Here is a 13,148-nt window from a genome sequence, read left to right as displayed (position 1 = left end):
CTTACCCCTTCTTTTCAGGACGAACTTTTTATTCCCTAGCATTTCCAATCTGTAGAAATTTTATACATAACGCTCGCCTACCCGTGGCAAAACGCCCGCCCATGCATATGATGTAAGGTAATTTTCTATGAAAGGATGGTCAAATACATGAAAATCCATATCGTAAAAAAGGGAGACACCCTATGGAAAATCGCTCAAAAATATAATGTGGACTTTGAAACATTGAAAAAAATTAATGTGCATATTAAAAATCCGGATAAAATTATTCCCGGTATGAAAGTAAAAGTGCCGACAAGCGATGTACCGCTGAAAAGCGAAATGCCGAAGGAAATGCCGGTAGCGCCTGAATTGCCAACAACTCCGCATACGCCGAAACCGCAACCGGAAAACCCGGATCTGACGATTGACATGGATACAGATATGAGCATTAATATTCAAATGGCTCCAATGTCCGAAAAAGAAAAGCCGGCAAAAGAAATACCAAAAAAAGAGATGCCTGCTCCGGCACCCAAACCCAAAATGAAACCGCCGGCAAAAGAAATACCCAAACCTTCACCCGCTCCCATAGCACCTATGCCGGCTCCGGCTCCAATGCCAGCCCCTGTGCCCATGCCACACGTGCCCATAGTGCAACCGCAATATTGTGCGCCGCCAATGCCGATGTGTCCGCCAATGCCGATGTGTCCGCCAATGCCGATGTGTCCGCCACCGCATATGGTAATGCCTTATCCATGCTACGAAGATAACGATTCTCATATAGCGGATATGCCATACATGATGCCTTGCCCAATGATGCCCATGCCGCACCCGATGATGCCCATGCCGAGTCAACCGATGCCGCAAGCGCAAATGCCGGCCGAATACAAACCGCTTCAACCGCAGCCAATGTCGCACATACCTGAGTGTGCCTACCCAACACAACCGATGATGCCGGCAATGCCGTATCCGGTAATGTCAATGCAAGAAAACGAAGTAAAAAAAGAAGAGATGATATATGATTCATATGAATCGCCCGCGATGACACACGTACCACCGTACGCCCCACCTTCCATGGGAGCACCTTCTGGCATGATGCCGTCTATGGACTATCCGCCCGCAACATCAAGCATGATGAACCCGTATGCGCCCTCGTTTGCATCTCCGTCAGCACCGCAAATGACTTCTTACTACTTCCCGCATATGTCGCATGGCTATCATCCATATACGGGAATGGAAACACCTGCTTATAAAGACAGTTGTGATTGCCGAGAAAGCAGCTCTGCTCTAGGCTCATCAGACTGCTGATCGCCCAGGCGGACTCCTTCTCTACCGGGAGTCCGCTCTTTTAGCAGTCACAGATCAAACGATGAACTCCTTGTTCCCAACTTCATACCAAATAAAGGATGATCACATCATAAGTCGTATTTATATAAAGCAGGAGGATATTTTATGAACCAGGAACTAGCCGCCGCCATTGAAAAGATGTACCGCTGCCGCGTAAAAAGCTTAAAGCCAAAACGCACCGTCTGGCTCTGTGAAACAGATCGAGGCACCTGGGTTGTCAAAGGTTATTCCGACTTTCAAAAAGCCGCATGGGTCACGTATCTGTCACGTACGCTACACGATCGTGGATTTCTCGATGTCGTTCGTTATCTTCCAACGATTCAGGGCGTTCCCGTTTTTAAATGGAACAATACGTATATGACCGTAATGGAACGCATGCCAGGAAGAGAGGGAAGTTATTTTCATAAATCGGATGTCATGCTTTCGCTTCGAAAACTGGCAGAATTCCACAAGTATAGCGTCCGTATTCCACAAGGGCCACCGCCGGAAGAAGGCATTCCTCTTATTGTAAAATGGGAAAAGCGCTATGAATCATTCCTTTGCATCCAACAGGAGATTGAAAGCGGAAGAATCAAGCCGAGTCGTCTGACATATCTTGTACAGCGCAATGCGCCTACCATTCTCAAAGAAGCGAAATATACGCTTGACGTTGCCCGCTGTTCTGGACTTGCTGCTGAATATACGAGCGCACTCTACCGCCAGCACATTGCGCACAAAGATTTAGCCAGCCACAACTTCCTTATCAGCGCTTTCCGTCAGTCGATCATCGACTTAGACACAGCCGCTTACGACACACCGCTTGTCGATATCGTTCAATTAATCAGCCGAGCGCTCGTGCTTCAGCGATGGGATTTGAACGTGTTTACAGAAGCGATCGAAACATATCGCCAAATTCTTCCTCTTTCTGAAGCACAAGTCGCGCTCATTTTCCTTCTGCTTCGTTTCCCGGACAACTTTATACGGGAAGTGACTGGCGTGTTTGAAAAGCGGAAAAACTTCCAAGAAAACCAGGTGGAATATTATTTGCGTATCATTATGAAAAATTGGCAGCACAGGGAGCGTTTCTTCGCTGGATACGAGAATTTTATCTATAACAACTATGTCTAATCCTCAACCAGTGCTCCATCAAGCGCCCTAGTCTTTCATTTGTTCGCGCAATATATAAACGCTTTGCCCTTTTTCCGTTCTTGTGCTACACTGAAAAATGGATTTTTGCGCCGTACAAACAGCGCGCGAGCAATATAGAAGAAAGAGGGATTGATGTATGGCGGGTCATTCCAAGTGGAAAAACATCCAACACCGCAAAGGCCGCCAGGACGCGGCAAAAGCAAAACTTTTCACAAAAATCTCCAAAGAAATCTATCAGGCAGCACGGGCAGGCGGCGCGGATCCAAATACGAACCCGCGTCTTAAACATGCCATCGCGAAAGCGAAAGATGCTAATATTCCAAGCGAAAATATTGAACGGACTATAAAAAAAGCCACCGGCCAGCTCGACGGTGTATCATATGAGGAAATCATCTATGAAGGCTATGGCCCAGGCGGCGTAGCAGTTATGGTGGAAGCGTTAACCGATAATCGAAATCGTACCGCTGCAGACGTGCGCCACATTTTCACAAAAAATGGAGGAAATCTGGGTGAATCGGGCTGTGTTAGCTTCATGTTTGATCGGAAAGGCATTATTGAAATCAGCCGCGAAAACAAAGATTTGGACGAAGATTCCGTAATGATGGCAGCGCTTGATGCTGGAGCGGAAGATTTCGAAGCAACCGAGGAAAGCTTTGAAATTAAGACCACGCCGGAAGATTTCGAAACGGTGCGCACCTCGCTCGAAGAGGCAGGGTATGAACTCGATACAGCCGAGATTTCCATGATTCCGCAGAATACGGTAAAAGTGACGGGAGAAGACGCGGAAAAAATGCTAAAACTGGTGGAAATGTTGGAAAGCAACGATGATGTGCAAGACGTATATACAAACTTCGATATCGATGAAGAAGAACTGGAAAAAATGCAGTAGCGGCTGTCTCAAAAGATTGGTTGATCTCAAATAGAACACAACATATATATAGATCATGTATTGTTTTTCTATACGTATATACGATAACGCAAAAGGGTGCCCCATCACTTTTTGGGACACCCTCTGTTTTCGTTTATCTATCGCTATCTCTTTTCCACTCCTGAACATTCATATACTTTCATACCATCTGTTTCTACACGCTCGCGGAACGCCGCCAGCAATTCGTGTGTGACAGCGCCGGGCTTGCCATCCCCGATTTGCCGCGCATCTACCTCAATAACCGGAATCACTTCCGCCGCCGTACCTGTAAGGAAAATTTCGTCCGCAACGAATACATCATGACGGGTAAATGGCTCTTCTTTCACCACATACCCTTTCTCGCGTGCGATCTCAATAATCGTATTACGCGTAATGCCTTCTAGCGCTCCCAGATATGCTGGCGGCGTGTAAATCATGCCCCTCTTAACGATAAAAATATTATCTCCTGATCCTTCGCATATATATCCCTGCTGGTTAAGCATCAACGCTTCATTTACACCCGCGTTATTCGCTTCAATTTTTACTAGGACATTGTTCAGGTAGTTTAAAGATTTGATCTTCGGGTTTAAAGCATCAGGTGTATTACGTCGGGTTGGCACAGTGATAATGCGAATCCCCGTCTCATACAGTTCCTTCGGAAACAGCGCCAACTGTTCGGCAATAATGACAATGTTCGGTTTGGAACAGCGGCGCGGGTCAAGCCCTAAGTCTCCGGTACCGCGAGAGACGACAAGACGAATGTACGCGTTTTTGAGATGGTTCTGGCGTACCGTCTCCAGCACGCATTCACACATTTCTTCCTGTGTCATTCCAATGTCCAGCAGTATGGATTTAGCCGATTCATATAGCCGTTCAATATGCTCCTTTAATTTGAACACATTTCCATTGTACGCCCGGATTCCCTCGAAAACGCCGTCACCATACAAAAAGCCATGATCGTACACGGAAATTTTCGCGTCTTCCTTCTTCACAAATTCCCCGTTTAAATAAATTTTTTGTTCCAAAAGAATTCACCCTCCATCATTCTTTCACGAACTTGCCCTGCTCTCTGGCTGTATCTCTACCGGAGCGAGATGCGGGCCCCATTTCGCTCTTTCACAAACACAGGATATGTGCCAAGAAAACGAACCTGGCACCCCAGCGCTTCCATCTCAGCAAAAGCGCCCGGAAGCAGAACATCATCCATTTTCTGCTCAATATCAATCACAAAATAGTAGTTCCCTAACCCTGTTTTTGTCGGACGTGATTCGATGCGTGACAGGTTCAGGCGGCGCCAGGCGAACGCTGACAGCACCTGATGCAGCGCCCCCGGAAAATCGGATGGAAGGGTCACGAGAATGGTTGTCTTATACTTTTCCGATTCCGGAAATGGTAACGGCTTTTTTCCCAGCACGATAAAGCGGGTAAAATTGTTTTCTGTATCCTCAATGTTTTCGGCGATGAGCGTTACCGGGTACACATGCACCGCCTGCATGGCGGAAATCGCCACCCAAGGTTCTTCGAATCGCTCGCTGACGAGGCGCGCCGCTTCTGCCGTACTGCTTACGTATTCAATCTCTGCATGCGGTAAATGCTCATGCAAATAACTATGGCACTGTGCTACCGCCTGCGGATGTGACAGCACTTTCGTCACCTGGGAAAGCGCAAGCGGCTCTTCGCGCTTCGCGCTTACTAGATGATGGGAAATCGGCATAATAAGCTCGCTTAAAATCGGCAAATCAATTTTATGAATGATCCAATCTAACGTTAAATTCACGGATCCTTCCAGCGAATTCTCCCAAGGCACAACCGCATAATCTACTTTTCCCGCCGCGGCCGCTTCCAAACAGTCAGGAATTGTGCGGTAAGGAAGGAATCTATTTCCTTTCTCCTGGAATATCAGACGCGCGGCTTCTTCCGTATTTGTGCCGCGCGGGCCCAGAAACGCGAATGTTCTCTCCATGTTCGTTATCTCCTTTATCCAGTCACACCCGAGAAGCAGTGTTCAATCTGTACTCCAGCTTCGTCGGGTACAAGCCGCATCACCGTACAATCGACGCCGTGTCCGGCAAGCGTTCTGACCATAAATGCTTCAAGCGGTGCAACCGGCATCCGATTGTCAATAAACGCGATGATCGTTGGACCAGCGCCGGACAGCGCCGCGCCGAGCGCACCGTGCAGGTGTGCTTCATTCAATATTTTTTCCAGTCCCGGCACAAGCGGCACGCGATACGGCTGGTGGACCACATCCTGCATCGCGGATTTAAGCAACGACAAGTTACCGGTCGCCAGCGCTCCCACGAGCACGCCGGTATGACTTACCGTATGAACCACATCCTGGCGGCTATACATGGATGGGAGTACATTCCTTGATTTTTCAGTAGAAAGCATAAATTCTGGAATCACTGCGATGGCCTCAAGATGTTTCGGTACATTAAGCCGCACATATGGCACGTTTTCCCGCTCCATTAATGCGACAACAATGCCACCAAATAACGAAGCTCCTACATTGTCCGGATGTCCCTCCCGCTCTGTCGCCATCATGTACAGATGTTCCTTCGTAAAAGGCCGGCCAGCCAATTCATTGGCCGCCACAAGCGCCCCTACGATGGCGGACGCACTGCTACCGAGCCCGCGGGTCAGTGGAATATCAGAAGCGATCTCAACCACAAGCTCCGGCGCCGCGAGGCCAGCTTTCTCAAACACTTCGGTCGCCACTTTATAAATAAGGTTGCTTTTGTCGGCAGGGATGCCGGAAAGGTTCGGGCCGTGTAAACGAATCGTTGTTTCTTCCGCAAGCTCCAGCGTAATGGTGGTATACAGTTGGAAAGCCATACCTATCGTGTCGAATCCGGGGCCGAGATTAGCCGTGCTAGCTGGAACCTTTACTTTCACCTTTCCGTTCTGCACGCTATACACCCGCTCCCCGGGCGATGATGCCAAGCACTGCTTCTTCCGTGCTTTCCACCACGATCGGCTCCACTCCCACAGACGTAAGTGCGATGTTCGGGTCTTTCAGGCCGTTTCCGGTTAATACGCACACAACCTGCTTGCCGGCTTCAATCCGGCCCAGCTTACGCATCTTTATGATGCCTGCCAGCGATGCCGCGGAAGCCGGTTCGGCAAAAATTCCCTCTGTCTGGGCCAGCTTGCGATATGCGTCCAAAATTTCTTCATCTGTAACCATGTCGATATGACCGCCGGACTCATCACGGGCGTTGAGCGCAAGATTCCAGCTAGCCGGATTGCCAATGCGGATGGCTGTCGCCAGCGTTTCCGGATTTTCGATCACTTCGCCTTTGACAAGCGCGGCCGCTCCTTCCGCTTCAAACCCGAACATGCGCGGCCTGTTTCTGACAACCCCTGCTTCATAGTATTCTTTAAATCCTTTCCAATACGCTGAAATGTTTCCCGCGTTACCGACCGGAATCGCAAGGATGTCCGGTGCCTTGCCCAGCGCGTCGCAAATTTCAAAAGCCGCTGTCTTCTGCCCTTCAAGACGGTACGGATTCACCGAGTTCACAAGCGTAATCGGATGCTTTTCCGTAATATCGCGCACGATTTTCAGCGCTTGGTCGAAGTTGCCTTCGATGGCGATAATTTCAGCGCCGTAAACCATCGCCTGGGCCAGCTTACCCAGCGCGATGTTGTTATTCGGGATAAGCACGATACAGCGCAGATTCGCGCGCGCTGCATACGCTGCCGCCGCGGCCGAAGTGTTTCCTGTGGAAGCGCACATAATCGTATGGCTGCCTTCTTCGACCGCTTTCGCCACCGCCATAACCATCCCCCGGTCTTTAAACGATCCTGTTGGATTTAAACCTTCGTATTTGAAATAAATCTCCAAGTCTAATTGTTGCGACAATTTCGGCGCAAAAATGAGCGGCGTATTGCCCTCATGCAACGTCAACCGGGGGGTTTTCTCCGTCACCGGTAAATATTTTGCGTAGCGCTCAATGATGCCAGCCATTATTTTTCCTCCCCACCTTCTACCCGATACAGGCTTTTTATTTCAAACACGCTTTCCAGCTCTTCAAATTGGCTGCGTACGGCATAAATATTTTTGCGCGAAGCATGGTGCGTGATCAGAATAATTTCCGACTGCTTGCCGTCATTGTACGGTTGTTGCAGGACTTGTTCTAAGCTTACATCATGGTCAGCGAGAATGCGAGTAATTTGTGCAAGCACGCCCCGTTTGTCTTCCACGATTAGACGAAGGAAATACTTGGACACAATCTGGTCGTCCGTTTTCAAATGCTTCTCGCGATACGGTGCCACGCTGCCGCGTCCGTTTACGCCAAGCTTCATGTTTTTCACAACTGTTACCAGATCGGAAACAACTGCCGTTGCCGTCGGCAACTCGCCCGCTCCTGGACCGTAGAACATTGTCTCTCCCACCGCTTCGCCGTGCACATAAATCGCGTTGAAGACACCATTGACGGATGCAAGCGGGTGTGTATGATGAATAAGCGTTGGTTGTACGCTTACCTCGATCAAATCATCGTCGCGCTGCGCGATGCCGAGCAGCTTAATCTCATAGCCCAGCTTTTTCGCATATGCGATGTCTTCTGCTGTCACTTCGGAGATTCCCTTACAGTCTACATCCTCAAGGCTCATATCGACATGGAAGCCAAGCGTGCTTAAGATAGCCATCTTCCGTGCTGCGTCATGACCTTCCACATCCGCCGTCGGATCCGCTTCCGCGTAACCGAGCGCCTGCGCTTCTTTGAGTACCGCGCTGTAATCGGCACCTTCCTGACTCATCTTCGTCATGATGTAATTGGTCGTACCATTCACAATTCCCATCATTTTCGTAATGCGGTCAGACGCAAACCCCTCCACCAGCGCGCGCAGAATCGGAATACCGCCGGCCACGCTCGCTTCATAGAATACGTCACAGCCTTTTTCTTGCGCTTTGGAGAGAATTTCTGCCCCGTGGAGCGCCATCAAGTCTTTGTTGGCCGTCACAATATGTTTGCCATTCTCAAGGGCTTGCAGAATATATTCTTTCGCTGGATGAATACCGCCAATCACTTCGATAATCACATCGATGTCCGGGTTGTCAAACAGTTCAGAAGCATCGGTTGTAATCATGTGTCTATCCAGTTTCAAGTTGCGTTCTTTCTCAAGATCCTGCACCAGTACCTTAGCGATTTCAATCGCTAAGCCCGTCTGTTTCTGCAAATCCTCCTGGTGACCCTGTACGATACGTACGACGCCCGTACCCACAGTTCCAAGCCCCATAAGTCCTACTTTTACTGTGTTGTTTCGCATCCTGCTCTCTCCTCCATGTGTATATTTTTGTTTGTTTATAATAATATAATGAAAAAAATGCTTATCCCCGTCCGACAATCACTGCACGCTTGACGCCGTCGAGCGCGTTCAATTCGTCAAGAAACTCAGTTGTCGGTAAGTTCAACTGCCCGGTGTCAATGGACATCGCAACATTGGCCATACCCTGTAGCGGAATCGTCTGATTAATCGTCAGGATGTTGCCGCCCTTTTCGGCGACAAACTTCAATACCTGGGACAGCACACCTGCGCGATGCTCTAGATTAAGTGATACGGTAATAATCACTTCACGCATCATAGAATTAAATGGAAAAATCCCATCTTTGTATTTATAATAAGCGCTTCTGCTTAGTCCCACTCTCTCCACCGCTTCATTGACCGTCTCCGCTTCTCCGGAATCGAGCAGCTTTTTTGCCTCTATTGTTTTTATAATTGATTCAGGCAAAATATCGGCCCGGATTAAGTAGAACAGTTCTTCCTGTTTTCCCATTCCGTCCTCCTAGAATAAACAAATGTTTATATATAGTGGACATTATACTTTGTTTTTTCTGATTTCACAAGAGATATTCATTTATTTTTCAAATATTTTCTCTCAACGCTGTCCATAGTGGAAAAACATGAGAAAAACTCGCGGGCGTTGCCGCTCATCACCATAAAAAAAAGCAAGACTTTTCGTCCTGCTTTTTACTCCACGAATTCAAACTCAAACTTGCCAATACGTACAATATCACCATTTTGCGCGCCCTTCTCGCGCAGCGCGTCGTCTACGCCCATATTACGCATCATACGGGCAAAACGCTGGATGGAATCCCGACTATTTAAGTTCGTCATTTTCACCAATTTCTCCATTTTCTCGCCTTCCACCACGAAAATCTCGTTTTCGCGGCGAACCGTAAACGGCTCCTGTTCCTGTTCCGCCTTATACACCACCGTTGTCCCTTCGTCTGCTACATCCTCAATAAGCGGTATCCTCGAAGTATGCTCAAGCATATCGGCCACCTTATACATTAACTCGCGCACTCCTTGCTTGGTCGCAGCTGAAATCGGATAAATTGGAATATCATCCCCGACTTTCTTCCGAAACTCCCGCAAATTCTCTTCCGCTCCCGGAAGATCCATTTTGTTGGCGGCTATAATCTGCGGACGCTCTTCCAGTTTCTTATTATACAACTTCAACTCTTCATTAATCTGTATATAATCTTCATACGGATCACGGCCTTCAGAACCTGCTATATCAATCACGTGAACAATGACCCGCGTCCGTTCAACATGGCGCAAAAACTGGTGCCCCAGACCAACCCCTTCATGCGCGCCTTCAATCAGTCCCGGCAAATCCGCCATTACGAAACTGCGTTCCTCGTCAATATCTACCACGCCCAAGTTCGGCGTAATCGTCGTAAAATGATAGGCCGCGATTTTGGGACGCGCCGCCGACACGACCGATAAAAGCGTGGATTTACCCACACTTGGAAACCCTACTAATCCAACATCAGCTAGCACTTTCAGCTCCAGACGCACATAACGTTCCTGTCCGGGTTCACCGTTCTCCGCAATTTCCGGCGCCGGGTTCACCGGCGTCGCAAACCGGATATTACCGCGGCCACCGCGGCCGCCTTTGGCAATCACTGCGCGCTGACCATTCACTGTCAGGTCAGCAATAACCTGTCCGGTATCATCATCAATAACGGTCGTTCCCGGAGGCACGCGAACAACCAAATCTTCTGCGCCCGCGCCATGTTGGCCTTTTGGTCGCCCATTCTCTCCCCTAGCCGCTTTAAAATGGCGTTGATAGCGAAAATCCACCAATGTCCGCAACCCCTCATCCACAACAAACACAACGTCACCGCCACGACCGCCGTCACCGCCGGCTGGGCCGCCCTGCGGCACGTATTTTTCCCTGCGGAAAGCAACGATACCGTTTCCGCCGTCGCCTCCTTTAACATATACTTTTACACTATCTACAAACATCTTGATTCCACCTTTTCCGTAATAACTTCTCCGCTCCTAGGCAAAAGGAAAGACACACTCCAAAACCGATTCTGAAGCTGTATGAGGCATAAGCAATGCTTCGCCACCACATGCCCTCATCCGCGCACACAACTCGTTCAGCCCGGCTTCGATGCCTTTCACATCAAGTTCACCCGCAAAATCTGCCACAATTCTAAGAGCGCTTTCCTGGTAATGCAACGTAAGCAGAAATGTATTACTTTCCCCGCCATTATACAGGGCATGTTGCTGATATAGTTTTACTAAAGAAACAATAAAATCACCCAGCCAATTTCCTTCTTTAAGCTTGAGTAATGAAAAAGAAGCCGGAATTTCCACTTCTATTCGCATATTGGAATGCAGTGCGTTAAACGAGAGAAGATAAGCCACAACAGGAGGGTATTCCAGGCGGGAGACTAACGTGTCCCTGTTTGCCCCCGCAATGATGCGGTGTATGTATTCCTCGCACATATCATATTTCCCAAGTTTCAAATAACTGAGCAAGACCTGAATATGATTAAGCCAGTCATGCCGTTGGTGATTAATTACTTCGATTAATTCCTTCATACCGCGTTCACCCTCTTTGGCTTTTCTGTACATTTTACCACATCCAGGGCTAGAGAAGACATGACGTGTCATAAGAAATAGGGAAAACAGGTACAAAAAGCAAAAGCTTATTTTCGACCTGTTTTCCTCATTCTGCAAAACTGGCTTTTACACACGAAGTATAGGTGGTAACGTAAAGCGTCCTTCCTCTACAAATTCTTTTATCATATGTTTGGTAAACCCTGCTGCCTGACCAAAGGTAATTTTCGGCGGCATCGGTGCTTCGTCTGCTTCCACCAATACGTCAACAATACATGGACGCCTGGCGGCGACAGCTTTCTGTAAAACAGGCAACAATTCCTCACGCTTTTCCACCCTGAATCCCACCGTACCGCACGCTTCTGCGTAAGCTGCAAAATTCGGATTTACCAAATTCGTAGCGTATTCAATATTGCCCATAGCTTCCTGTTCGAACTTAATCATGGCGATTTTATGATTATTAAATACAACAGTAATAATCGGGAGCTTGTATTTGATCGCTGTGACAAAATCGTTCATCGTCATGCCAAATCCCCCGTCACCACAAATCGCGAATACCTGGCGCTCCGGGTACGCAATCTGAGCGGCAATCGCGCCAGGCAGACCGCATCCTAGCGTAGCCAGCCAGCTGAACGTAATAAACGATTGATTTGTCACCCGAAAATGGCGGGCCATCCAGACTGTTACATTGCCGACATCACACGAAAGCACTGCGTTCTCCTCCGCTACCTCTTCCAGTGTTCGTGCTACATACTGGGGCATGATCAAGGAGCTTTCGATTTTCTCCTGCTCCTCCATTTTCCCCCACCATTTATCCATTTTTTCTTTGCACCGAGCCAAAAACTCCCTGTTTTCCTGATAAGGAATTCGCTCTGTCAATCGGGCAAGCGTATGCTTTGCCTCCCCGATAAGACCGATATCTACCGGATAACGCTTGCCGATTTGGCAAGGTTCTGTATCCAATTGGATGGTCATCGCTTTCTCCGGTAAAAATCCCGTAAACGGATACGAAGTACCTACCATAAACAACGTATCTGCTTCTTGCATAGCATCGTACGCCGCTCTCGTTCCAATTAGACCAAGCCCTCCCAGGCAGTACGGGTGTTTATCCGGTACGACGCCCTTTCCAGGAAGCGTCACCACGATGGGCGCCCCAAGCCTTTCCGCGAATGCCAGCAGTTCTTCACGTGCTCCCCGTGCGCCTTTACCCGCTAGAATGACTTTTTTTCCTTCCTTGCTGAGAACCTCGCAAGCGGCATCCATATCTTCCGTACGCGGCTCAAGATTTCCACTGTCCACTTTGGCGTACGTATAGCGCGTTTTTCTGTCTAATTCAATATCGGGCACATCACCTGGAATGGTCAGAACAGCCACGCCTTTGCGCGCATATGCTGTACGAATCGCCTGATTTACTACTGAAGGAATTTGCCCCGGGGAAACGATCATCTGGTTATATACGGCTACATCATCAAAAAGACGCGATACATTCACTTCTTGGAAATAATCAAGGCCCAATAAATCAGTTATTACCTGTCCAGTAATTGCCAGCACCGGTGCATGATCCAGTTTGGCATCATAAAGACCGTTCAGCAAATGAATTGCACCCGGCCCAGCAACAGCAAGGCATACGCCAAGCCTGCCGGTAAGTTTCGCATAGGAAGCGGCGGCCAGGGCCCCCGCTTCTTCATGGCGAACCTGAATGAACTTAATTTTATCCTTCTTCTGACGAAACGCCTCAATAACCGTATTAATCGAATCGCCAGGCATTCCATATACGTGGTCAACTCCCCACTCAATCAGCGTGTCAACAAGTGCTTCTGCCCCATTTTTTCTAAACATAAGCAGCACCCTTTCTTTTTTTTCTAGTGTGCCGCAAAACAAAAAAACAAAACGTCAAGAAAAACTTGCGGGCGTTACCGCTCGTCCT

General features: G+C 48.5%; 12 protein-coding genes. 3 read left to right on the top strand and 9 right to left on the bottom strand.

Features of this window, described 5'->3' with window-relative positions:
• The first annotated feature begins 147 nt into the window (after window positions 1–147).
• The 3 genes from ACH33_RS04275 (at window position 148) to ACH33_RS04265 (ending at window position 3,340) form a co-directional block, all read left to right on the top strand.
• Window positions 148–1,284: a LysM peptidoglycan-binding domain-containing protein gene (locus ACH33_RS04275; RefSeq protein WP_057897914.1), complete on the top strand. Its 1,137-nt coding sequence runs from the start codon at window positions 148–150 to the stop codon at window positions 1,282–1,284.
• Window positions 1,285–1,428: 144 nt separating this feature from the next.
• Window positions 1,429–2,430 (top strand): phosphotransferase, encoded by a 1,002-nt coding sequence (locus ACH33_RS04270; RefSeq protein ID WP_057897913.1) that lies wholly within the window; start codon window positions 1,429–1,431, stop codon window positions 2,428–2,430.
• A 157-nt stretch (window positions 2,431–2,587) separates the two neighbouring features.
• Window positions 2,588–3,340, top strand: coding sequence for a YebC/PmpR family DNA-binding transcriptional regulator (locus ACH33_RS04265; protein ID WP_057897912.1), 753 nt, complete (start codon window positions 2,588–2,590; stop codon window positions 3,338–3,340).
• A 143-nt stretch (window positions 3,341–3,483) separates the two neighbouring features.
• Here the strand turns inward: ACH33_RS04265 and ilvE are convergent, their stop codons facing one another.
• The 9 genes from ilvE to ACH33_RS04220 all read right to left on the bottom strand — a co-directional run bounded on the left by ilvE (window position 3,484) and on the right by ACH33_RS04220 (window position 13,060).
• A complete protein-coding gene (gene ilvE, locus ACH33_RS04260) occupies window positions 3,484–4,383 on the bottom strand; it encodes a branched-chain-amino-acid transaminase (RefSeq protein ID WP_408863252.1) in 900 nt (299 codons plus the stop codon).
• A gap of 56 nt (window positions 4,384–4,439) precedes the next feature.
• Window positions 4,440–5,321 (bottom strand): prephenate dehydratase, encoded by an 882-nt coding sequence (gene pheA, locus ACH33_RS04255; protein ID WP_057897910.1) that lies wholly within the window; start codon window positions 5,319–5,321, stop codon window positions 4,440–4,442.
• Window positions 5,322–5,335: 14 nt separating this feature from the next.
• Window positions 5,336–6,268 (bottom strand): homoserine kinase, encoded by a 933-nt coding sequence (gene thrB, locus ACH33_RS04250; protein ID WP_057897909.1) that lies wholly within the window; start codon window positions 6,266–6,268, stop codon window positions 5,336–5,338.
• 1 nt (window position 6,269) lies between these two features.
• On the bottom strand, window positions 6,270–7,328 hold the full coding sequence (gene thrC / locus ACH33_RS04245) for a threonine synthase (protein WP_057897908.1): 1,059 nt from the start codon (window positions 7,326–7,328) through the stop codon (window positions 6,270–6,272).
• A complete protein-coding gene (locus ACH33_RS04240; protein WP_057897907.1) occupies window positions 7,328–8,632 on the bottom strand; it encodes a homoserine dehydrogenase in 1,305 nt (434 codons plus the stop codon). The genes thrC and ACH33_RS04240 overlap by 1 nt, the downstream gene beginning before the upstream one ends.
• A 61-nt stretch (window positions 8,633–8,693) precedes the next feature.
• Window positions 8,694–9,140: an ACT domain-containing protein gene (locus ACH33_RS04235; protein WP_057897906.1), complete on the bottom strand. Its 447-nt coding sequence runs from the start codon at window positions 9,138–9,140 to the stop codon at window positions 8,694–8,696.
• 194 nt (window positions 9,141–9,334) lie between these two features.
• On the bottom strand, window positions 9,335–10,618 hold the full coding sequence (obgE, locus tag ACH33_RS04230) for a GTPase ObgE (RefSeq protein ID WP_057897905.1): 1,284 nt from the start codon (window positions 10,616–10,618) through the stop codon (window positions 9,335–9,337).
• A 36-nt stretch (window positions 10,619–10,654) separates the two neighbouring features.
• A complete protein-coding gene (locus ACH33_RS04225) occupies window positions 10,655–11,236 on the bottom strand; it encodes a Spo0B domain-containing protein (protein ID WP_057897904.1) in 582 nt (193 codons plus the stop codon).
• 114 nt (window positions 11,237–11,350) lie between these two features.
• A complete protein-coding gene (locus ACH33_RS04220) occupies window positions 11,351–13,060 on the bottom strand; it encodes a pyruvate oxidase (RefSeq protein ID WP_057897903.1) in 1,710 nt (569 codons plus the stop codon).
• Between the last annotated feature and the right edge of the window lie 88 nt (window positions 13,061–13,148).

It is taken from the genome of Aneurinibacillus sp. XH2 (genome assembly GCF_001439585.2).
GTDB lineage: Bacteria > Bacillota > Bacilli > Aneurinibacillales > Aneurinibacillaceae > Aneurinibacillus > Aneurinibacillus thermoaerophilus.
This window is presented reverse-complemented; position numbering and strand designations above follow the sequence as displayed.